The following is a 21,898-nucleotide window of genomic DNA, read 5'->3' as shown; positions in this document are numbered from 1 at the left end:
GTATCACTATGAAACTAAATGAAAAGTCGCCTTGCGATTTAAGTGAAAAACACAAGAATGGAATTTCGACGAATAAATTTCCATCAAGAGCACGGATTTTATGACCAGGCATTTCTAAACAACAAACTACTGGGCGAAATGTCGTGATGACGGCCCGAATAATTTGGTACGCATGCCCAATGCGACGCCATTTCCTCATCCCCGGGCGCGACATCCTCCATCGGCAGCGACCGAATCAGTATCCGCCGTGCGGACATGCGATCAACAGCCGTAAATTCAATAAAAATGCCCGCACAAGTATTTTTGTTGATTGTTCACACCCGAACAGCCTGGTAGATTTGCAAGATAGAGCTTGACAGGGAACTCACGCGCCGTGCCCCCGACAGACAGCGAGATGAGCGAGATGAGCGCCGGCCTCGCGCTCGATATGGTCGGTCGCGCCTATCTCGCCCTGGCGCTCCTCTACGAGACCGCACATCCGGGCGAGTTCGACGGCGTCCAGCAGAAGATTCGCGCGTTCGTCGAAGACAATTTCCGCATCATCCAGGAGACCAGCGGCCGCGAGACCCTGGCAGCCGGGACGGTCGAGGGCGCGGCCCACTTGGTGAACGGCATCTTGGTCGAGGTCGAGAGCAAGATCGCGACGATGATCCGGCCGACCCGTTACATGCGCGGCTGAGCCGCGCATGGAGCGCACGGGACACGACCGGCCGTGCCGGCTGAGGCCCGTATCAGGGCCTACCCCCCGATCCCGACGATGATCACACCGCGGCTTTGATAGGGGGCCATGCACGCGCGCTCCGGTGCGGGAGAGGGGACCCGCGCGTCATCCGCGTCCGTGCCGCCAGGCCCGATCCGGGCATCCGGTAGCCCTCGTCATGGAACGCAAGCGGAGCGGACGTCGCCCAGAGGCCCTCCGGCCGGCCGCGCGAGCCCCTGTCGCCGATCGCGCGCGGGGCGTCCGGCCGACGAATACCGGACTGTTGCAGTTGAGCCATGAGGCCGTGATAAATCTCGCGCTGCGCTTGGGCGGCGACATTGGCCCTAGTCCGAAGCATCGACAGTGTTAATAGAGCATGTTAGTCCCCGACTAGGGACGGAAACAAGATTATCGACGCGATGAAGATCAGCGATGATTGTGACCAGGGCTCACGTAGTGCGGATGTAGCACTCGAGGTTTTGGCGCGGGCCTATCATGCCCTGGCAGTCGTCTATGAACTCTCGAGCCCCGGCGCCTACCTGGCACTGCATGGAAAGATGATGCCGTACCTGCTGGACAGTTTCCGGAACGCCGAGGCGGCGCGGACCGGCGATCCGCACACCGCCGCGTTGTTCAGCGCCGCGCTGGAGCGGGTCCGCTGCGCGCTGGACGACGTCCAGTGCGACGTCTCGGCCGTCCGGTCCCGGACCGGCGAGCGCGATCGCTGACGACGCCGGCGACGGCGGCGCGATCTCAGGGCGCCGGCGTCAGGCGCTCGCCCGGCCCGAACAGCAGGCGCGGGGCCGTATCCCCGGCCACGGCCCGGTTCGGGATCAGCCGAGCCAGCTTGGCCTCCAGGGTCTGGGACGCTATGTGCCGCCAGGCCCGGGGGGCGTGCAGCAGCTCGCGCAGGGCCGCCGCGTAGCCGTGCGAGCGCCGGCGGTCGAGGACGCGCCGGTGCTGCCATTTCCGCATCGTGGCGTCGCGATGGGCCCGCAGGGCCTTGCGGGCGTCCGGCATCAGGTCCGGACGGGCCAGCATCGTCTCGTCGAACGCAATGATCGCCGCGAGATCCTCGGTCCGGTGCTGCGCACTCAGCGAATCCGCGCGCTCGATCGCCACGTAGCCGCACGGCGCGGTGACGGAGAACACGGCGCCCGCCGCCAGGGCCTCGACGTAGAGGGCGTAATCCTCCCCGAGGCGCAGTCGCGCGTCGTAGCGCAGGCCGTGGCGCTGCAGGAACGACCGGCGCATGATCGGCTTGAGGAACCCGAGTTCCCGCCGGTGCTCGCCCGCGCGTCCGATGTTGCCGGAGACGAACCCCGCGAGCGACAGCGCTTTCGGCTGGCCGGGCCCGGTCACGAGGCTCCCGGCCGCGGCCGCCGCGCTCCCCCGGACCAGGATGATGTCGTCGGCGATCAAGTCCCAGCTGCGGGGGGCCGACAGCAGGCGGCCCAGGCGCCCGTCGAGGAAAGTGTCGTCGGCATCGAGGACGCAGAGCAGCCGCGCGGTCGCGACCGCCAGCGCCGCGTTGCGGGCGGCGGCCGGTCCGGCGTTGCGGGTCAGCCGGAGCAGCTTCAGCCGGCCGGTCCCGTCGCCGGCGGCCTCGGCGGCGGCGCTGGTCCGGTCCGTCGAGGCGTCGTCGACGACGATGACCTCGGCGACCTCCGGCTGGCGCAACGCCGAGGCGACCGCGGTGGCGATGGTGGCCTCGGCGTTGTGCGCCGCGATGACGACGCAGACATCCGCTCCGTCGCTCTGGGCCTGGACGCTTCGCACCGGACGACTCCGAAGACTCTCCCCGCCCGGCGGGGGCCGGGCGGCCATCCCGCACGCTAGGCGGCCTGCGCGCGGGACGCGACATCGTCCAAAAGGAGGGCGCGGGCGCCGGATCCGCTCGTCCGAAAGATTACCGCCGCCGCGGCCGGGCGCGCCGATACTGCGCCGGATTCCGTGAACCGCCCAAGGCGAGACGATGAGCATGACGAGACCGCGCCGCCCGATCCGCACCGGCTGCCTGGCCGCGGCCCTGCTGCTGCCGGTCCTGCCGGTCGCGGCCGGGGACGATCCCGCCCCGGCCACCGGCGACGCGCCGGCCTTCCGGGGCGGCGGCTCCTTCGTGGAGACCTTCGCGTCCCTCGGCGATCGCCGCTGGTACGTGGCCGACGGCTGGGTCAACGGCGACTTCCAGAAGTGCACGTGGTCGCGCCAGCGCGTGCAGATCCCCAGCCCCGGGGCGCTGACCCTCACCCTGGCCGACAGCCCCTACAAGGAGCGCGCCTTCAGCTGCGCCGAGATCCAGACCCAGGAGCGCTACGGCTACGGCACCTACGAGGTCCGGATGCGGCCGGGCGCGGCCTCCGGCCTGGTCTCGGCGTTCTTCACCTATAACGGCCCGAACGACGGCGACCGCCGGACGAACGACGAGATCGATTTCGAATTCCTGGGCAAGGACACGAAGGGCGTCCAGCTCAACTATTTCACCGGGGGCGCCGGGCAGCACGAGAGCGTCGAGGCGCTGGGCTTCGACGCCGCGACGACCATGGCCGACTACGCGCTCGAATGGCTGCCCGACCGGATCCGCTGGTCGGTCAACGGCCGGCTGCTGCGCGAGGTGCGGGCCGCGCCCGACCGGCCGATCCCGTCGCACCCCGGCAAGATCATGCTCAGCATCTGGACGGGCCAGGGCCGCGACTTCGAATCCTGGCTCGGGCCGGCCACCTATCCGGGACAGCCGGTCTCCGCCGCCTTCGAGCGCGTCGCCTTCACCAAGCTGGGCGACCCGTGCGGCTTCAAGGGCTCGATCGTCTGCCGGTAGGGCGGCACCACGCCGCCGGCATATTTCGGAACCTGAACGAAACATTAACCTTGTCCCCCGCAGGCTCATGATTGCGGTCACTGCGGGGCCAAGTTCGATGTCCGGGTTCAGCCTTCTCATCGCTGTGTATGCGGTCGGCTTCGTGGAGTTCTGGCGCCTCTGCGTCGTGGCGCCCATGGACCAGGACGACCCGGCCTGAGGGCCTCCCCGACGCAGCGCACATCCCCCCTCACCGGCGCCTGAACTGCGTCCCGCCGGATCGCGGCGCTACTTGCTGCCGCGCTGGGCCAGCACCGCCGGAATGGTGCGCAGCATGATCGCGATGTCCCGGCGCAGGCTCCAGCGGCTGGCATAATCCAGGTCGAGGGCGACGCGCTCGGCGTAGCTGGTGTCGGAGCGGCCCGAGACCTGCCACAGCCCGGTGACCCCGGGCGGCACGGAGAAGCAGAGCGTGAACGCCGTCCCGTAGCGGACGACCTCCCCCTGCACGATCGGGCGCGGCCCGACCAGGCTCATCTCGCCGCGCAGCACGTTCCAGAGTTGCGGCAGCTCGTCGAGGGAGGTCTTGCGCAGCACCTGGCCCAGGGTGGTCACGCGGGGATCCCGGGTGAGCTTGTGCGTCGCCTCCCACTCGGCCCGGGCCTCGGGATGCGCCGCCAGGTGCGCGGCCAGGACCGCGTCGCCGTTGGCGATCATGGACCGGAACTTCAGGCACCCGAACGGGCGCCCGTGCCGGCCGAGCCGCCGGTGCCGGAAGATCGGCGCGTGGCCGTCGCTCGCCCAGATCAGCAGGGCGATGAACAGCAGCAGCGGCAGCAGCAGACACAGGGCCGTCACCGCCACCCCGGTATCGAGCATGCGCTTGGTCGCCCAACCGAGCCGGGGCCCGAAGCGCGCCGGAGAGGCCGTCGGCAGCGTCTTGACCAACGCTTCGTTGATCGTCTCGACCATATGGTGCGGCGACGACGGTGTGATGGAGGTCGGGGTCCCAACCGGGCGCAGCATGGCGGCGGCTCCTCACTCGGTGCGAAAGGTGGATGCGACAGTGCGAGATGCGAGCGGAACCCGCGGGCCGGTGCGGCCGGGACGGGAACAATATTTGACACGCGAAAGTCTTGAGCCGTTGGCACAGTCGAAAACTTGCGGGATAAAGCCAGAGCAGCACGACCGAATCACCAGTGGAGATAAGTAATTGCTGGTCCTTCTGGTCTTCGCTGCGCTGATCGGGGGCGCGATCGGTTTCGCGGTGGGCCTGCTGCAGGGCTGGCTGGTCGCGTTGCTGGCGGCCCAGGCCGGAGCCGCGATCGGCGTGGGCCTCGTGGTCCTGCTCGGGATGCGGCGGTGAGCACCCCGGCCCGGCGGAGCCCCGAATCCGCGCCGCGTGCGGCGGGCTCTCGGAACGGTCTGTGGCATGGCGTGCCGCAAGACATCGCGCTGCACGGCATCGCGTCGTCTGCAAACCGGTGTGTGTGAGCGATGACCGTTCACATCAGTGTTCCACCCGGAATCGGACGGGCCATCGCGACCATACCCCACTTCGATATTGTTAAACAACCCTAAACACGAAGGGTCTAAGGCCGAATACAGCAATGCGGCAGATGTTCAGGCCACCCGGCCTACGCCGATCGAGGTAGGCCGCCCCCACGCCCGGCCGGCCTAGACCGGTCGCTCGATCCGCTCCGACCGCGCCCGCGCGGCGGGACGGGCTCCGGCATCGGACGAGGCGTGCATGGTCCCGGCAGAGCGCCGCATCATCGGGTTCGACGGCCTGCGGGCCGTGGCCTTCCTGATGGTCTTCGTCAGCCACAAGGCGCCGAGCCCGCGCACCGAGGCGCTGGGCAGCGCCGGGGTCTGGCTGTTCTTCGTGCTGAGCGGCTTCCTGATCGTCCGCATCCTGGCGGCCGCCCGCGGGCGCATCGAGGCCGGCGCGGCGACGCCGATGGACAGCCTGCTTGCGTTCTACCGGAACCGGTTCGCCCGCATCGTGCCCGTGTATTACGCCTTCCTGTTCGTGCTCTATACCACCCGGCTGGGCAGCCCGCTGAACCTCGGCGACGACGCGTTCAAGCTTTCGACCTGGCTATACCTGACCAACGTCTATATCGAGCGGAACGGCTGGGGGACGGAGCTCGGCCATCTCTGGAGCCTGGCCGTCGAGCAGCAATTCTACCTCCTGTTCGCGCCGGCGGCCCTGTTCCTGCCCCGGCGCCGTCTCGGGGCGCTGTGCGGCGCGCTCGTGGGCGCCAGCGTGCTGATGCATGTCGCCCTGTGGTCGGCCGGCGCCTGGCCGGTCAGCTTCGACGTCGACACGGTGGCCAATCTCGGGCTGATCGCCCTGGGGGGTCTGGCCGGCCTGCGCACGCAGCCCCTGCCGGGCTGGCTCCGGAGCGACGCCGCCCTGCTCGGCGCGCTCGCCCTGTTCCTGGCCCTGCCGCTGCTCGCCGGGGAGACCGGCCGGTGGCTGATCCTCGGGCGGCTCAGCGGGATCCTGGCGGCGCTCGCCCTGCTCCAGATCGTTCGATCTCCGGGCCACCGCATCGTCGCACTGCTGGACGGCGCCTGGCTGCGCCGGATCGGCGTCATCAGCTACGCCGCCTACCTGTTCCACGTGCCCCTGCATGCGGAGCAGGTGCTGGCGGCCGTCGGCCTGCACCTCGCCGGGCCGCGCTCGGTCACCCTGGCGCTCGACCTGGCGCTGACCCTGCTCCTGGCGGAGGCGTCGTGGCGGCTCCTCGAATCCCCGGCCCGCCGGATCCTGCGGGCCCCGCCCCGGGCGGCCCGGCGCTCCGCGCTGATCACTCCATTGTAGACGTCAGGGATTCAAAAGGTCTTCGACCTTTTGCGGGTGCGGGGCGGAGCCCTGCGAACGGGCGACGCCCAACTCCATCGGGACGCCGTCCCGAACCCTGCCAACGGGCTCGCCCTTTGGGATCCCGTACCTCTCCGCGAGACGGCCGAGACCAGGGCCGCAGCCAGCGGGCCGAGGCGCTTTCGCGCGCGCAGGGCCGGGCTTTCGATGCCGTGCCACGACGCGGCGGCGGCGAGGAGCGTCGGGCCGATGGCCAGCAGGACCAGCGGGGCCGTCGAATCGAGCCCGGGGAACAACACATACACCGCGTTCAGGATCGGGCAGTGAGACAGGTACAGTCCGTACGAGTAGTCGACCTTGTACGGCCCGAGCCGCCCTCCGAAATCGCTGACGCCGATCGCGACGGCGATGTAGGCCAGGCCGAGTCCCGACAGGGCCGGATCGGCCAGGTGCCACCGGTCCGGGCCGAGCCCGTAGACGAGGCCGCACCCGGCCACCGCCGCCGCGAACAGCCGGCCATCGAGCGGCACGGCGTGTCGCCAGACATACAGCAGGCAGCCGCTGAGGAAGGTCGAGAACAGGATCGCGCCGCGGCCGAGGAAGAACAGGCGGAACAGCCCGTTCCGCTCGAACAGGGGCAGCACCCCGCAGGCGGCCAGCAGGGCGGGCGTGACCGCCAAGGCGACGAGTACGGCCAGGAGCACCCGGGGCCGCCGCAACAGCCCCGCCACGATCAGGGCCGCCGCCAGCCCGTAGCAGGCGAGTTCGTACGCGAGGGTCCAGAGCGCGGCGTTGACGATGCCGGGCTGCCCGTTCTGGGTGAACACCCCGGGCAGCTGCGCGCGGAACAGGCCGATGCTGTTCGCGCAATACTGCCAGACCCCCGGCTGCGCGAAGTAGGCCGCCGGGGCGTCGGTGGAAAACACCGGCCCGATGACGAAGGCCGTGACCAGGGTCACGGCGGTGAGGGCAGGCAGGATCCGCACGGCGCGGTTGACCAGGAACGGTCCGGCCGGGAGCCGCGACGCGCTTCCCGCGACCAGGAAACCGCTGACGCCGAAGAACAGCGGCACGAGGCTGCCGGTCAGCGGCGACAGCGTATCGGTCCAGAGCGTGCTGCCCACCGTGGCGCCGGCATGGAACAGCATGACCAGCAGCGCGAGCACCAGGCGCAGGGTATCGAAGCCGGCGCCGTAGCCGCCGCCGGCCGCGAGCGCGCCTCCGATCGTCCGCCCGCGACGGGTCACCTGTTGACGCATGAGAGAGCCTCGCACGGACACGCGCCGGGGCGCGGCGCCTCCGATCCATGCCACCGGTTCGCCCGGGGCGAGGGACGGCCGCAGCCGCGCAAAAGGAGGGATCCCGCGCCGGATCCGCCGCCTGGGGTGCGGCTGCCGTCCACCCTTGGCGGGGCGGGCCTCCTCCGAAGGGCGTAGCCGGGCGGGATTTTGCCCGGACAAGCGACCGCGTGGCGCAATCGGCTTGCAGGCGCCCCTGTTCCAATGGGGGCCACACGCGATGGCGGCGTGCATCGACCCTGCATATGAATAGAAAATACGCAGCCGTGACACAGGCATGAGGCGGCACAAGCCTCAGCAACGCCCAAGATCTGTCAGAAAGCACAGCCGAAAAATCCAAATCTCGATCCGGGCGACATCTTTTTCTTGACTCGTGAAAGCTTCGCGCTCCCTATGGACGTCAGCGAGGCACGGAGCCGCGAGCCGGCTCGTCCTGGATCATGATGATCCTGAGCGCGGCGTTGACGCGGGATCTCCCCTCCCCGACCGTGGTCCTGACCTGTCGCGCCCAGTCGCGGCGGTTTGGCCGCCAAAGCGGGCGTATGGGCATGCGGGAGGGATCGATAGATCCGTCGATCTGACGCGTCGTCGATCGAGAACGCACCATCGCGCGGTCTCGGAGACGGGAACGTCCCCGCCTCTGCGTCGCGGGTCGATGGACCGATGATGGCGTCCGAGAACCGCCTGCATGTCTTTCACGACGCGGAGGGCACGGTCTCCGTGCCCGAGCGGAACCGTTCGGAGGCGGGGCAATGACAGCGGTCGGGTCTGTGACGTCCTCTCCATCCACCGCGCTGACGCTGTTGCAGGTCGACACCTCCGTGAAGCCTCGCTCGGCACAGGAGGAGGCTGAGACCGATCCGGTATCGTTGTCAGCCGTGACGGCGCTCCAGGTGCTGGATCCGCGCTCCGCCCTGACCCTGTCGACGCAGGCCAGCGATGCGATCCTGTCGGTGCTGCACAAGCATCCGCGGCACGCCGGCAACGTCCACCTGGTCGGCGGGATCGACGAGAGCGCGATGCTCACGGACGAGGTTTTCGCCCAGACGATCGCGGACACACCTGCGCACTACACAGAGGTCATGAAAGGCTTGGGGGCGACGCGCTGGGTCTGGCGCCCCGAAAGCCACCTCACGGGCATCGACTTCTTCAAGGGCCTGTCCAGGGCCATTCCGCGCGAATACAAGAATCCCGATTCGATGTCGTATGCCCTGTTCGTGGAGAAGACCGCCAAAATTCTGGATGCGATCGACACGCCGAGCGCCAAGATCGTGTCGGGGTATTACGACATGTACAATGACAAGAACGAATACATCGGAACGGTCAGGCGGACCGAGTGCGATCCCGCCTATCTCGAAGCCTTCAAAGCCGAGAACCCCGCCTTGCACATCGCGCCCGTCTTTTTCGGCAACGATGCCGTTCTCGTCATCTGGCCCGAAGCGTCCGCCGGAGCGATCGGCCTCGAGTCGCTCAGGCGTCTGAGGCAGCGCTCCGGCTGATCGGCAACCGCGCCACCACTATCCCGGCGGCGTCCCGCACCACGAGCGTCCAGCCGCCACCGAGGTTGTGGGCGCAGACGTCGTCCGCCATCTCCCGGATGACGCTGCGCGCCTCGGCCAGGGCCTCGGTCAGATCGGTGGCGTCCACGCCCTCGTGGTCGCGGATCGTCTCCCTGCCGTTCTCGACGTCGAAGTAGAACCGGATGGGCAAAGACGATCCCCCGTGATTGATGCCCTCGGAGGGCCGTCCCGTCCTGGATGCGCGGCCCGACGCGCCCGACAGAAATCATCTGGAGACATAAAGTTTAATAAATATCAAAGCTGATTTCGCCTGGTCCGTTGCAATAATGTCTGAATTTTCTCGCACTCGTACAATATAGGTATCGATCATTGCCCATTTGATCATGGCGGCGTGGCGAAAGGCGGTACCGCGCTGCGCCTGCCCTGGCCCCCGGGTCACCGTCGGGGATCCCGGCCGGCGCGAATAAATCCGCCGCCCAGGGACGGTGCGACGCGCGCCTACGTCCTTTGAGTGTCGTGCGCCGGGCGCGCTTCACGCCATGGTCGGCCAGGGCCCGGGAGACCGCGAACCCCGGGGCGGCGGCAGGACGAGCGATGGCGAAGCAGATCGAGGCCGATGCGCGGACCGCGCCCGTGGACATCTCGTTCCTCATGGCCGCCCACAATGCCGCCCCGTGGATCGAGACCGCGATCCGCTCGGCCCTCGACCAGGCCGGCGTCGCGGTCGAGGTCCTGGTGGTGGACGACGGGTCGACGGACGGGACCGCTTCCGTGCTGGCGCGGCTGGCGGCGGCCGACCCGCGCATCCGCCCGATCCCCCTCGACGCCGCAGGAACGCACGCGCCGCGAGGTCCCTCGGCCGCCCGGAACGCCGCCCTGGCCGCCGCACGGGGACGCTGGGTGGCGATCCTCGACGCGGACGACCTGATCGTCCCGGACCGGAGCCGCACGCTCCTGGATCTCGCCGCCGCCACGGATGCCGACCTCATCGCCGACAACCCGATCCCCTTCACCGGGGCCTTCGATCCGGGCGGGGCCGGCATGCTGGATCGCGGCCGCGAGCCCTACCTGTTCACGGTCGAACTCGCGCAGTACCTGACCTGCAACCGGATGCTCACCCCGGGGGTGAAGCTCGGCTATCTCAAGCCGATGCTGCGGGCCGACTTCGTGCGCCGGCACGGCCTGCGCTACGTGGATACGGTCCGGGTCGGCGAGGACTTCCTGTTCTGCGTGGCGGCCCTCGCGGAAGGCGCCCGCTTCGTGGTGAGTTCCTACGCGGGCTACGGGTATCGGCGGGGGCCGGCCTCGCTGTCCCATCGGCTGCGGCTCGCCGACATCGAACACCTCGACGCGGCCTTCGCGGCCTATGCCGAGGGCGGCGCCCTGGCCGGGCACCGGGCGCGCTCCGCCGGGATCCGGCAGGCCAGCCGCGCCTATCGCGACAGCCTCGCCACCGCGCAGGTCATCGCCCGGGTGGTCGAGGCCGCGCAGGGCGGCCGATGGCTCCGGGGCGCCGCCCTGGCGCTGGCCCGGCCCCGGGCCTGGCGGTTCCTGACCGGCTCGCTGATGGCGGCGGCCGGCAAGCGCGCCGGCAGGCGCCTGCGCCCCGCGATGCCGGACGCCCTTCCGGCCGGACCACGGTGAACCCCATGCGCCTGTGCCTCTGCATCTGCACCTGCGAGCGTCCGGCGGGCCTGGCGCTGCTGCTCAAGGCCATCGACCGGCAGCGGCTCGGCGACCTCGCCGAATCCGCCCTGCGGATCCTGGTGGTCGACAACGGCCGCAGCGACGCCGCCATCCCGGTGGTGGAGGCCTACCGCACCGCGGGCCGCTTCCCGATCACCTACGCCCGGGAGGCGGTCCGGGGCCTGGCGGCGGTGCGCAACCGCAGCCTCACGGCGGCCGCCACGCTCGGCGCCGACTGGATCGCCCTGATCGACGACGACGAGGTGCCGGACCGGGACTGGCTGCGCAGCCTGCGCGACACGGCGCAGCGGACCGGCGCCCCGGCCTGCGTCGGCCCGGTGGTGCCGCTGTTCGACCGGGTCCCCCCGGCCTGGGCGACGACCGGCGGATTCTTCGCCAAGACCCTGCCGGTCCGCGACGGGATGGTGGCGGACGCCTACACGGCCAACGCGCTGCTGGACCTCCGGGTGGTGACGGCTTTGGGCCTGTCCTTCGACATGCGCTTCAACACCCTGGGCGGCGAGGACACCATCTTCTTCCGGTCGCTTCTGCTTGCCGGGCACAGGATCGCCTGGGCGCCCGACGCGATCGTGTACGACAGCATCCCGGCGCACCGGATGCGGGTGCGCTGGCTGCTGGCGCGCTGGTACCGCAGCGGCAGCGTCGAGGCCTATCTCGGCCGCCTCCGGCCGGAGACGGTGAGCGGGCGGCTCAGCAACGCGGCCCGGGGCCTGGCCCGCCTCGGCGGGGGCGCACTCCGGCTCGGGATCGCCGGGCTGTCGCTCCGGCCCGCCACCCTGGTCGGCGGCTTCTACACCCTGTGCCGGGGCGCCGGGCTGCTCGCCGCGGTGCTCGGCCTGAGCTACCGGGAATATCACCCCTCCCGGCACCGGTAAGCCCGGGCGTCCAAGGGGCTCAAGCCTCCGGCGGGGTCACGGGCTGGCGCACCGATGGTGCCGGGCTGGGCGGTCGAACGCCGGCGTGGCCATTCCGGCCCGCGTCATGCCCGCTCGCATCGTGCCCGCGCGAAATCGTTCCGCATTGCAGCGTGTTTCATCGCACCGCACGCACCCGGCCGAACCGGCATCATCATTGCAGTTGGTTTTCAGGGCCTCACCCGAGGCCCGCCGCACGATGAAAGGGGTGCACGCTATGGTCCTCAAGGGTTTCTCTTACGCGATGATCGGCGCCTTCGCGGGCGGTCTCGCCATGACGGTGGCCGGTTCGGCTGGAGTCCTGTTCGGCCTGTAAGCCCGCACGGGCGCCGACGCCCGCACGGGCGGCCGGTCACGAAGCAACGGATCCGCGGCGGGGTGAGAGCCCCGCCGTTTCCGTGAGCGGAGGCAGGATGCGGCGCGCCTGCCGGGGCCTGAGGCGAGCGGCGCACGGGGGGATTGGGAAGGACGGTCAAACAGGCTTTTGGGAGCTGACCGACTCACATCCACTCCGGGCGGACGCCCCCAAGCACCAGAGGCCGCCACCCTCCGCGTTATCGCGTCGCGAACTTGAGGCTGAGCGCCGCCTTGGCGACCAGGCCCGGGCTCGCCAGGGCGTCGAGATATTGCCGGTAGCGCTTGTCGAAGGCGTTCTGGACGATGAACTCGGCCTTCACGCGATCGTCGAGATCGTAGGACGCGAAGACATCCACCAGCCCGTAGGCTTCTTGTGACCGGGTCCTTCGTGCGCGGGCAGGTTCGTCCGCGCAGCGACGAGGCTCAGCTGCGTGCCGAGTTCCAAGCGGTTACCGAGGAACCGGAGGCCCAGCGTCGTGCTGATCCGGACCGGCAACATTCCGGTGCGGCAGGATGAACGGCTGGTCCGGGCCGGGGATTTTTCCGACCGGCCAGCGCACCCCGAACACCCGGGCGATCAGGTCGTCGCGGAGCACGTTCGCGGGCCGCCCGGTGGCGACCAGCCGGCCGGCCTCGATCACCAGCAGCGTGTCGGCGTAGGCGGCCGCCAGGTTGAGGTCGTGCAGGATCGCCACCACGGCGACGCCCGAGGCCGCCAGCGCCGCGGCGGCGTCGAGGAGCGCGCCCTGGTGGTTCAGGTCGAGGCTCGCGGTGGGCTCGTCGAGGAACAGCACTTGGGCGTCCGCGACCGTGCGGCCGGCCTCCATCTGGCACAGCACCCGGGCGAACTGCACCCGGGCCTGCTCGCCGCCCGACAGGGTCGGGTAGGCCCGGGTCGCGAGATGGGCGACGTCGGCCCGGTCGAGGGCCCGGGCCAGGATCGCGTCCCGGTCGCGGGCCCTGAGGCCCCGCCCGATGCCGTCGAGGCCGATCCGGGCCACGTCGGCGGCGGCGAACGGGAAGGCGAGGCGCGCGGCCTGCGGCAGCACCGCCCGCATCGCGGCGAGCCGCCAGGCCGGGATCCGCTCCACCGCCTCGCCCCCGTAGGCGACCTGCCCGCGTGTCGGGCGCAGCTCGCCGCAGAGCAGGCGCAGCAGGGTCGACTTGCCGGCGCCGTTCGGGCCGACGATCACCTGCAGGGAGCCGGCCGCCACGGACAGGGACACGTCGCGCACGAGGTCGCGGCCGGCCACCGTGACGGTGAGGTCGCGGGCGGAGAGCAGGGCCGGCTCAGGCATCGGCGGCGACCCGCGCCCGGCCGAGCAGCAGCCACAGGAACACCGGTGCGCCGACCAGGGCGGTGACGATCCCGATCGGGAGCTCGGCCGGGGCCGCCACCAGCCGGGCGACGACGTCGGCCAGCACCAGGAACGCGCCGCCGAGCAGCGCCGAGGCCGGGAGCAGCAGGCGGTGCTCGGGGCCGATCGCCAACCGCAGGGCGTGCGGCACCACCAAGCCCACGAAGCCGATCACTCCGGCGCCCGCCACGCTGGCGCCGACCGCGACGGCGACCAGAACGATGCAGGCGCGCTTCAACCGCTCCACCGGGATCCCGAGATGGAACGCCTCCGCCTCCCCGAGCACCAGCGCGTTGAGGCCGCGGCCCAGGAACGGCACGGCGAGCAGCACCGGCAGGATCAGCGGCGCCGAGGCCGCGACCTTGCCCCAGGTGGCGCCACCGAGGCTTCCCAACGACCAGAAGGTGAGGTCGCGGAGCTGCCGGTCGTCGCTGGCATAGGTCAGCAGGCCGGTGAGCGCGCCGCTCAGCGCCCCCAGGGCGATGCCGGCGAGCAGCATCGTCGCCACCGCGGTGCGCCCGGAGCGCGTCGCCAGCCCGTACAGGATCAGGGTCGCGCCCAGGCCCCCCACGAAGGCGCCTGCCGGCAGGACCAGATAGGGCAGCGGCCCCGGCAGGCCGAAATGGGCGAGCAGCCGGTCGCCCAGCACGATGATGCAGGCGGCGGCCAAGCCCGCCCCCGACGAGACCCCGACCAGCGCTGGGTCGGCCAGCGGGTTGCGGAACAGCCCCTGCATCAGCGCCCCCGAGACCGCGAGCCCCGCGCCGATCATCAGCCCCAGCAGGGTCCGGGGCAGCCGGATGTTGAGCACCACCAGGGCATCGCGCGCCAGCGCCGGCTCCCTCCCGCCCCCGGCCAGCACCGCCAGGACCCGCTCCGGCGGGATCCGGATCGCCCCGAGGCTCACCGACAGCAGCGCGACCGCGAGCATCAGCCCGGCGAGCGCCGCCAGCACCCACGGCAGGGCGGCGCGGCGGTTCAGCATCATGGCGGCCCGCTCACGACTTGGGACGCCTTACGCGACATCCTCTCCGCCCTCTGCGGACCACCGGATACCCACCTCTCCGGCTGAGGCGCGGGTCCCCTCTCCCGTGCGGGAGAGGGACAGGGTGAGGGATCAAATCTTTCCGGAGAGGTCGCATCCCTCACCCCAACCCTCTCCCGCACGGGAGAGGGAGCGCGTTGCGGCCAGTGGAGACCGGCATGCGGCTCCCGCAGCCTCCGCGCAGGAAAGACAGGCGTGCCCCCCTCACTCACCCGGCAGGCCCGGGTAGATCGCGCGCATCAGCTCGGCGGCCGCCTGGGGGGTGCGCGGGCCGAAGCCGAGTAGATAGAGGCCGTCCATGGCGATCAGCCGGCCCTGCGCGCCGGCCGGGGTCCGGCCCAGGGCCGAATCGGGGGCGAACACGGTCTCGGGCTTGGGCGGCTCCGGGCCGTTCTGCATCATCACCACGGCGTCGGGGGCGGCGGCCACGATGGCCTCGTCGGTCATCGGCTTGAACCCGGCGACGCCCGCGGCCGCGTTGGTGATGCCGGCGAGCGCCAGCATGCCGTCGGCCGTGGACCCCGTGCCGCCCACCACCGTGCGGCCGCCCTGGAGGGAGAGGACGACGATCGCCCGGGCGGGCGTCTCGATCCGCGCGCGTCGTGCCGCGACCTCCGCGAAGCGGGCGCGGACCTCGGCGGCGAGGGATCCGGCCTCCTGGTCCAGGCCGGCCAGGCGTCCGATGACGGCGATCTTGTCGAGGACGCCCTCGGGGTTCGGCGGCTCGGTCACGGTCTCGACGCGCAGGCCGGCCTCGCGCAGCTGCGCCAGCACCGCGGGCGGGCCGGCGCCGTCGGCGGCGATCACCAGATCGGGTCCGCAGGCGAGCAGTCCCTCGGCCGAGAGCGCCCGCAGGTAGCCGACATTCGGCTTCTCGCGCAGGGCCTCGGGCGGATACAGGCTGGTGGTGTCGACCGCGACGATCCGCGGGCCGGCACCGAGGCGATACAGGATCTCGGTGACGGCGCCCCCGAGGGCGGCGATGCGGCCGGCCGGCGCCGGGTCGGCCTTGGCGACGCCACCGTGCGGGGCGAGCGCAGCCGCGGCGGCGGCGGCCAGGAGGGAGCGGCGCGACCAGGCGGGGGATGGCGTCATTTGGTCAGGATCAGCTTGTCGTTGGCGGTGATGCGGAGCCGGTACCGCTGGCCGGCATGGCGGATGACGATCTCGCGGCGCCCCTGCAGGAGGCTCGCCGAGACGATCTCGCCGTCCCGGTCCAAGCCCGACGCTCCCAAGCCCGACGCTCCCAAGGCCAACCCTCCGTTGGCCAACCCTCCCTTGGCCAACGCACCCGTGGGCAACGCCCGAACCCCGGTCCGCGGATCCCCGCGGCCCGCGACCCGCGCGCCCGGATCGTCATCCCCGTCCAGACCGGACATCTTTGGAAAGCCTCAGCTTCGTTCTTTGTAACACTTCAAAATACAAAGACACATGGAAGAGATCGAACCATAGGGGCGATCAGCGGCAAATACCAGAGCCCTCCGGTCCAGGATAAGCTTGCGCGGACATCAGTCTCATCTGTCCGGTTTTCGCCGCGATCATCGCGGCACGTCCGGGCGGGAACGGCGCAAGACTGGAACACGCGCCGTGAAGCGCGTCCCGTGGTCGGTCGATACGGCGATGCCGACGTCGAGGACCGCCGCGGTTTTTCCGATGCTCGCGGACCATCATGGCGCTGCGCGAGCCGGCTCGACAGAGCCGTCGCGGTCGCAGGTATCGGGACGCTGCCGGGACGTGCGGCGGCGCCGCTTCAGCCGAACAGGGGCAGGCCCGCGCCGATGATCACGAGCCCGAGCACGATCAGGCTGCCGCCCGCGCTCTCCAGGGCCGCCTGCTGGACGGAGCGCTTCGGGGCGATGCCCGCGAGGGTCGCACCGGTCACCAGGCAGATGACGCTCAGGATGGTCATGACAGCTGCCCCGGCGGCCGAATCGGACACGCGCAACGGTTTCGGTGCCGATATGGATGCAGACCCGGCGTTAACGAATGGCCTACACCGGCTCCCGGGGGCGGGGCGACGGCCCGGTCCGAGAGGCCCCGCATCGCGCGTCGGCCCGGCGGGCGGCTTTGCGGCCGGATGCCGCGAGAGCCGGCATCCACTGCGGCGGCGAGCGCTCTAAGCTGGCGGGAAGCGCGCGAGATCGACCTCGATGGCGACCCGGTCGGCGCCGATCGTGGAGAACCGGATCCCGGCGCTCTCGAAGGCCTGGCGGACGGCCTGGCGGATCTTGGGACGCGGGCCCTCGCCGAACTCCTCCATCCGCCGGACGCTGGAGCCCGAGACCCCCGAGGCCGCGGCGAGGTCCTGGATCGACCAGCCGATGACCGCCCGGGCCCCCCGGATCAGCGGCCCGATCGCGGCATCCGGCACCGCGTCCCGCGCGTCGTCCGGCACGGCGAGCACGAGGCCGAACCATTCGCGCACCGCCCCGTCGGGCTCGGCCTGCGCCGCGCCCCGGCTGCTGAACCGGCGGTACGCCCCGTCCGCACCGCGGATGCGGTACTCCGCGCGGTAGGGCGCGCCGGTGGTCCGGGCGGCCTCCCAGGCGGCCTGGGCGGCCCGGCGGTCGTCGGGGTGCAGCGCGTCGAGCCAGCCGAGCCCGGCCATCTCGGTGGCCGTCTGCCCGGTCAGGCGGTCCCAGCCGGCCGCCATCTCGATCTCCCCGGCGGGATGGGCCGACCAGGTCGCGGCGGTGATCGCGCGCAGGACGCCGGTCTGGCGACCCTGCATCCAGGCCGCGATCTGCCGGGCCTCGTGCGTCGCCGTCGTGTCGAGCAGGACGCCGTCCGTGCGCGCGGGCCGCGCATCGGGCCCGAGCACCACGTCCGTCTTCAGGGCGACCCACCGGACCGTCTGGTCGGGCCGGATGATCCGGAATTCCCGTTCGACCGCATGGCCGAGCTGGATCAGGTCCCAAAGGTCAGCCTGGGCGGCCTGGTCGTCGGGATGGATCAGCCGGCGGCACAGGCTGCGCAGGTCGTCCGCGGGCGGAAGCCCGGTCACCCGGTGGAATCCCTGGGAGCCCCAAAGCCGGCGGGTCGCGATCTCGATCGACCAGAAGCCGACCCCGCCGCGCTCCTCGACCAGCTTCAGCATCTGGTAAGACGAGAGCGGAATTTCCTCTGCAAGATTATCATTATCGAACGCCGAAACAGGATCATGCTTCATCTAAAATGACTCAAAATCAGCATCTAACGATCAGATCAGGCCCTATAAAGATCTATATTTAGTGCGCGGCGATGCCCGCCGAACAGTATTCCATTCCCGGATCTTGTAACGCAGCCGCGACCTTCTCCGCTAGCTCAAGCTGAGCATTGCTTCGCTGCGGTGCCGGCATGACCCCGGGCGCCCCATCCCGTGAGGTCCGGGCGGTCGGCTCGGGCGCCAGCGGCCGACGGGCCGTCTACTTAAAGTTCTTGATCGCGTCCAGGCCATCGCAGTCTCCGCGAGTGATCCGGAGCGGCCCAGGGACCCGTTGGCTAAATGAACCGATTCTGATCAAGACCAGTGCGTCGAGGAAAATTTAAGTAATTCGCTGAGCAGATTTCATTCAGAAAAAACCTTGTGGCTCGACGCATTTTGGATAAGAATTATGATCTCATTAGTTTATGTATGTCACATTCTATTCACATGATCAGGCACTAAATCAAATTGTAGTTTATACCAGCAAACAACATCTCGGTTCGACCCGAAAACCAGCACACCCGTCACATGCCGATCTGAATACCAACACACCGGCTCCTCCCGAGGACCGGGAAACCCTTTGACCCCGATACCAAGGCGTCGACACATGGCTCTCGCGAAGAAATCCGCCATCCACTCCATCCCGGCCGCGACCGCCCCCCGGGAGAGCGTGTCGGCCTCCCCGGGTCGATCGCACCTCGTCGCCGAGGCGGAGAAGCGCAAGGCCCGGACCTTCGCGCGCCAGCAGAAGGCCGCCGAGCGGATCGCCTCGGCCACCGCCGAGCTGTCCAGCGGGATCGCCGAGGCGGCGGCCGCGGCCGAGGAGCTGCGCAAGGCCTCCGAGCAGATCGGCGTCGGCGCCGAGGAGGCCGCGGGCGCCGCCCAGGAGACCATGAAGGCGGTGAACCAGGGCGGGGTCCTGATCCAGGCCGCCAAGGAGAACGCCACCAACTCGCTGCGCAAGACCGAGGCCCTGTCCGGTCTCGTGGTCGAGACCGCCGCGCAGATCGGCGCGTCGGTCGCGGCCATCGTCAAGGCCTCCGAGCGCCAGGAGGCCTCGGTGAAGCTGGTCGAGGAGCTCGACCGGCAGGCCAGCGCCATCGGCGAGATCGTGAAGGCGGTCGCCCGGATCGCCGACCAGACCAACCTGCTGGCGCTGAACGCCGCCATCGAGGCGGCCCGGGCCGGCCAGCACGGCAAGGGCTTCGCGGTGGTCGCCGACGAGGTGCGCACCCTGGCCGAGACCAGCGAAAAATCCGCCCGCGACATCCAGGCGCTCGTGGCGCAGATCCAGGCCGACGTGAAGGTCGCGGCCGACGGGATCAGCCAGTCGGCGACCTCGGCCCGCTCCCAGGTCGAGACCGGCCGGGCGGTCAGCGGCCAGCTCGCGCGGGTCCGCACCGACATGGCCGAGATCATCGAGAGCTGCAACGAGCTGGCCAGCGCCGCCGAGGAATCGGCCACCGCGGCCACGGAGGCGCAGAAGGGCGCGGAGATCATCGCGGCCGCGGCCGAGGAGCAGAGCGCGGCCTGTCAGGAGGCCAGCAAGATGGTCGAGCAGCAGACCACGGCCCTGTCGCAGAGCGAGGACGCCGCCCAGGAGCTGTCCGGCCTGGCCGAGGAGCTGAAGAACAGCACCAACATCGGCAAGAGCGCCGAGGAGGTCGCCTCCGCGGCGGAAGAGCTGTCCAGCGCCGTCGAGGAGATCAACCGCGCCGCCGGACAGGTCACGATCGCCCTCGACGAGATCACCAAGGGGGCGCAGCAGCAATCGGCCGCGACCCAGCAATCCTCGGCGGCGATCGCGCAGATCGAGCGGCGCGCCCAGGTGACCCAGACCCTGGCGGCCGCCGCCGTGGAGAAGGCGCAGGTGATCTCGGAGTCGCTGGCCGAGAACAAGACCCTGGTCGACGCGATGATGGAGGGCCTGCAGCAATCCGTCGAGGCGGGCCGCGTCAGCCGCGATCAGGTCGCCGCCCTGGAGCAGGTCAGCCGGCGCATCGACAAGATCGTGGACGCGATCACCACGGTCTCGATCCAGACCAACATGCTGGCGGTCAACGGCTCGGTCGAGGCGGCCCGCGCCGGCGAGTTCGGCAAGGGGTTCGCCGTCGTCTCGACGGACATCCGCAACCTCGCCCGGGATTCCGCCGAGAACGCCGAGCGGATCAAGGACACGGTCAAGGCCATCCAGGACACGATCGTGTTCGTGCGCGGCGATATCCAGGAGATCGCCGACGGAGCCGCCAGCGAGGTCGAGAAGAGCGGCGCCATCTCCCGCAACTTCGACACCGTGATCAAGGACATGGCCGAGGTGCTGGGCGGCAACCGGGAGATCCTGACCGGCGCCGACGGCATCACCCGCATGGTCCGTGAGGTCCAGACCGCGATCGAGCAGGTCGCCGCCGCGGCCCAGCAGGCGGCGCGGACCTCCGCGGAGGCCGGGATCGCCGCCAGCGAGCAGGGCAAGGGCGCCGAGCAGCTCGCCGCCGCGATCGAGGAGATCGCCTCGCTCGCCGACGAGCTTCAGGCCGCCTGAGCCGAACCGCCCGGGGAGCGAGAGACCGACCATGGCAAACGCAGCAGCTCAGGCGGTGCAGGCGCTGGATTCCGGGTTCACGCCCGATCTGGCCGACGCCGCCGCGCGGCCCGAACTGGCGGAGGGCCGCAGCGAGGCCCGTCAGTTCGTGATCTTCCACGTCGAGACGGAGATGTTCGCCGTCGCGCTGGCCGACGTGCAGGAGATCATCCGGATCCCCGAGGTGGTGCGGGTGCCATTCAGCCCCCCCTCGCTGCTGGGGCTGGCCAACCTGCGCGGCACGGTCCTGCCGGTCCTCAACCTCCGGGACGTGTTCGCCTTCCCGCCGGTGCTGAACGACGACGCCACCCGGGTGGTGGTGCTCGACCAGGGCAATCCGATCGGCCTCGTGGTCGACCGGATGGCCAACGTCGTGACCGTCGATCCCGACCGGATCGAGCCGACCTCGGCGATCGAGGGCAGCGTCGACACCAGCCTCCTGACCGGGATGATCAAGGGCGAGGACGGCCGGTCCATGGTGATGATCCTGGACGCGGCCCAGCTGGTGAGCCGCGAGTTCAGCCAGATCGCCACAAAGGTCCGCCGGGCCGCCGGCCAGGTGCAGGCCGCCGACGCGGCTTCGTCCGCCCGGGCCGAGGTCGAGGCCGACGAGGACCAGCTCGTGAGCTTCGAGGTGGCGGGGCAGGAATACGCCTTCCCGATCGAGCGGGTGCAGGAGATCGTGCAGCTGCCCGAGCGCCTCACCCACGTCCCGAACGCGCCCGCCCACGTGCTCGGGGTGATCACCCTGCGCAACCGCCTGCTGCCGCTCGTGTCGTTACGCGAGATGTTCGGCCTGCAGGCCAAGGAATTCAGCGAGACCAACAAGGTCGTGGTGGTGTCGCTGGGCGAGGGCGGCACCCTGTCGGTCGGCGTCGTGATGGACAGCGTCAAGGAGGTGCTGCGGGTCAGCCGCAACCTCGTCGAGGCGATGCCGGCCCTGCTGTCCCAGGACGGCGGCATGGACGAGATCCAGGCGATCTGCCGGCTGCAGGAGGGACGGCGGCTGGTCTCCGTCCTGTCGGTCGAGAAGATGTTCGACACCACCGAGCTGCGCAAGCTCGCCGCCACGGAGAACGAGGGCATGAGCGCCGACGGACGACAGGACGGGGACGAGCGCCAGGACGCCGCCGACGAGGAGCAGTTCGTGGTGTTCCGCCTGATGGGCGAGGAATACGGCGTGCCGATCGAGGCCGTGCAGGAGATCGTCCGGGTGCCGGACGAGCTGACCCGGATCCCGAAGGCGCCGTCCTTCGTGGAGGGGGTGATCAACCTGCGCGGCATCGTGCTGCCGGTGGTGGACCAGCGCCGCCGCTTCAACCTCGCCGAGGCGGAGCGCAACGACCGCCAGCGGATCATGGTCTTCACCGTCCGCGGCGTCCAGACCGGCTTCATCGTCGATTCGGTCTCGGAGGTGATGCGGATCTCGGCCAAGGCGATCGGCGAGGCGCCCAACCTGTCGGACGCGCAGACGCGCCTGATCCGCCGGGTCGCCAACCTGGAGAGCCAGAAGCGCATGGTGCTGCTGCTCGACACGATGCAGCTCCTGGACACCCAGGAAGCCGCCGCCGTCCGGCTCAGCACCCATTGAGCGCGGGTCCGGGCCCCGG

General features: G+C 70.3%; 22 protein-coding genes. 11 read left to right on the top strand and 11 right to left on the bottom strand.

What is annotated here, in order from left to right:
• The first annotated feature begins 394 nt into the window (after positions 1–394).
• Both FV233_RS15255 and FV233_RS15250 read left to right on the top strand, forming a co-directional pair.
• Positions 395–679 (top strand): hypothetical protein, encoded by a 285-nt coding sequence (locus FV233_RS15255; RefSeq protein ID WP_246689994.1) that lies wholly within the window; start codon positions 395–397, stop codon positions 677–679.
• A 440-nt stretch (positions 680–1,119) separates the two neighbouring features.
• Entirely contained in the window at positions 1,120–1,428 is a 309-nt protein-coding gene (locus tag FV233_RS15250; protein ID WP_147857332.1) for a hypothetical protein, read from the top strand.
• Positions 1,429–1,453: 25 nt separating this feature from the next.
• On the opposite strand, the gene FV233_RS15245 is transcribed toward FV233_RS15250, so the two are convergent.
• Complete coding sequence (locus FV233_RS15245; protein ID WP_147897941.1) at positions 1,454–2,479, bottom strand: glycosyltransferase family 2 protein; 1,026 nt, start codon at positions 2,477–2,479, stop codon at positions 1,454–1,456.
• Positions 2,480–2,681: 202 nt separating this feature from the next.
• Here FV233_RS15245 and FV233_RS15240 point away from each other — a divergent pair, with 202 nt between their 5' ends.
• Positions 2,682–3,518 (top strand): family 16 glycosylhydrolase, encoded by an 837-nt coding sequence (locus FV233_RS15240; protein ID WP_147897940.1) that lies wholly within the window; start codon positions 2,682–2,684, stop codon positions 3,516–3,518.
• A 267-nt stretch (positions 3,519–3,785) separates the two neighbouring features.
• Here FV233_RS15240 and FV233_RS15235 read toward each other — a convergent pair whose 3' ends face one another.
• Positions 3,786–4,523, bottom strand: a complete 738-nt coding sequence (locus tag FV233_RS15235; protein WP_147856799.1) for a sugar transferase — start codon at positions 4,521–4,523, stop codon at positions 3,786–3,788.
• 187 nt (positions 4,524–4,710) lie between these two features.
• Here FV233_RS15235 and FV233_RS30365 point away from each other — a divergent pair, with 187 nt between their 5' ends.
• Positions 4,711–4,863 (top strand): hypothetical protein, encoded by a 153-nt coding sequence (locus FV233_RS30365; RefSeq protein WP_187193450.1) that lies wholly within the window; start codon positions 4,711–4,713, stop codon positions 4,861–4,863.
• Positions 4,864–5,247: 384 nt separating this feature from the next.
• Positions 5,248–6,327, top strand: coding sequence for an acyltransferase (locus FV233_RS15230; RefSeq protein ID WP_147897939.1), 1,080 nt, complete (start codon positions 5,248–5,250; stop codon positions 6,325–6,327).
• A gap of 11 nt (positions 6,328–6,338) precedes the next feature.
• Here the strand turns inward: FV233_RS15230 and FV233_RS15225 are convergent, their stop codons facing one another.
• Positions 6,339–7,586: an acyltransferase gene (locus FV233_RS15225; RefSeq protein WP_187278117.1), complete on the bottom strand. Its 1,248-nt coding sequence runs from the start codon at positions 7,584–7,586 to the stop codon at positions 6,339–6,341.
• Positions 7,587–8,377: 791 nt separating this feature from the next.
• On the opposite strand from FV233_RS15225, the gene FV233_RS15220 reads away from it, so the two are divergent.
• Positions 8,378–9,124 carry a hypothetical protein gene (locus FV233_RS15220; protein WP_147856605.1) on the top strand — a complete coding sequence of 249 codons (747 nt, stop codon included), beginning with the start codon at positions 8,378–8,380 and terminating at the stop codon, positions 9,122–9,124.
• On the opposite strand, the gene FV233_RS15215 is transcribed toward FV233_RS15220, so the two are convergent.
• Complete coding sequence (locus FV233_RS15215) at positions 9,096–9,335, bottom strand: hypothetical protein (RefSeq protein ID WP_147856604.1); 240 nt, start codon at positions 9,333–9,335, stop codon at positions 9,096–9,098. The genes FV233_RS15220 and FV233_RS15215 overlap by 29 nt on opposite strands.
• Positions 9,336–9,739: 404 nt before the next feature.
• On the opposite strand from FV233_RS15215, the gene FV233_RS15210 reads away from it, so the two are divergent.
• The 3 genes from FV233_RS15210 (at position 9,740) to FV233_RS15200 (ending at position 12,082) form a co-directional block, all read left to right on the top strand.
• On the top strand, positions 9,740–10,789 hold the full coding sequence (locus FV233_RS15210; protein WP_147897937.1) for a glycosyltransferase family 2 protein: 1,050 nt from the start codon (positions 9,740–9,742) through the stop codon (positions 10,787–10,789).
• A gap of 5 nt (positions 10,790–10,794) precedes the next feature.
• Complete coding sequence (locus FV233_RS15205) at positions 10,795–11,727, top strand: glycosyltransferase (RefSeq protein ID WP_147857314.1); 933 nt, start codon at positions 10,795–10,797, stop codon at positions 11,725–11,727.
• Between the two features lie 85 nt (positions 11,728–11,812).
• On the top strand, positions 11,813–12,082 hold the full coding sequence (locus FV233_RS15200) for a hypothetical protein (protein WP_147857313.1): 270 nt from the start codon (positions 11,813–11,815) through the stop codon (positions 12,080–12,082).
• A 238-nt stretch (positions 12,083–12,320) separates the two neighbouring features.
• Here the strand turns inward: FV233_RS15200 and FV233_RS30360 are convergent, their stop codons facing one another.
• The 7 genes from FV233_RS30360 to FV233_RS15170 all read right to left on the bottom strand — a co-directional run bounded on the left by FV233_RS30360 (position 12,321) and on the right by FV233_RS15170 (position 17,623).
• The gene (locus tag FV233_RS30360; RefSeq protein WP_187277930.1) at positions 12,321–12,479 is read right to left on the bottom strand and encodes a hypothetical protein; all 159 of its coding nucleotides are present in this window, start codon (positions 12,477–12,479) and stop codon (positions 12,321–12,323) included.
• 93 nt (positions 12,480–12,572) lie between these two features.
• Complete coding sequence (locus FV233_RS15190; protein ID WP_147897936.1) at positions 12,573–13,421, bottom strand: heme ABC transporter ATP-binding protein; 849 nt, start codon at positions 13,419–13,421, stop codon at positions 12,573–12,575.
• Entirely contained in the window at positions 13,414–14,469 is a 1,056-nt protein-coding gene (locus FV233_RS15185) for an iron ABC transporter permease (RefSeq protein ID WP_147897935.1), read from the bottom strand. The genes FV233_RS15190 and FV233_RS15185 overlap by 8 nt, the downstream gene beginning before the upstream one ends.
• Before the next feature lie 261 nt (positions 14,470–14,730).
• Entirely contained in the window at positions 14,731–15,621 is an 891-nt protein-coding gene (locus FV233_RS15180; protein WP_147897934.1) for an ABC transporter substrate-binding protein, read from the bottom strand.
• Positions 15,618–15,746, bottom strand: coding sequence for a hemin uptake protein HemP (locus tag FV233_RS30895; protein ID WP_238262020.1), 129 nt, complete (start codon positions 15,744–15,746; stop codon positions 15,618–15,620). Before FV233_RS30895 ends, FV233_RS15180 begins: the two co-directional genes overlap by 4 nt.
• Positions 15,747–16,276: 530 nt before the next feature.
• Complete coding sequence (locus FV233_RS30355; RefSeq protein ID WP_187277971.1) at positions 16,277–16,435, bottom strand: hypothetical protein; 159 nt, start codon at positions 16,433–16,435, stop codon at positions 16,277–16,279.
• Between the two features lie 207 nt (positions 16,436–16,642).
• Positions 16,643–17,623: a PAS domain-containing protein gene (locus FV233_RS15170; protein WP_187278116.1), complete on the bottom strand. Its 981-nt coding sequence runs from the start codon at positions 17,621–17,623 to the stop codon at positions 16,643–16,645.
• A 694-nt stretch (positions 17,624–18,317) separates the two neighbouring features.
• Between FV233_RS15170 and FV233_RS15165 the strand changes: the two genes are divergently transcribed.
• Positions 18,318–20,249 (top strand): methyl-accepting chemotaxis protein, encoded by a 1,932-nt coding sequence (locus FV233_RS15165; protein ID WP_147856079.1) that lies wholly within the window; start codon positions 18,318–18,320, stop codon positions 20,247–20,249.
• A gap of 31 nt (positions 20,250–20,280) precedes the next feature.
• On the top strand, positions 20,281–21,879 hold the full coding sequence (locus tag FV233_RS15160) for a chemotaxis protein CheW (RefSeq protein WP_147856080.1): 1,599 nt from the start codon (positions 20,281–20,283) through the stop codon (positions 21,877–21,879).
• Positions 21,880–21,898 lie beyond the last annotated feature (19 nt).

This window comes from Methylobacterium sp. WL7, from assembly GCF_008040085.1.
In the GTDB taxonomy this organism is placed as follows: Bacteria; Pseudomonadota; Alphaproteobacteria; order Rhizobiales; family Beijerinckiaceae; genus Methylobacterium; species Methylobacterium mesophilicum.
The sequence above is the reverse complement of the archived record's forward strand: the minus strand, read 5'-3'. Positions and strand labels throughout refer to the sequence as shown.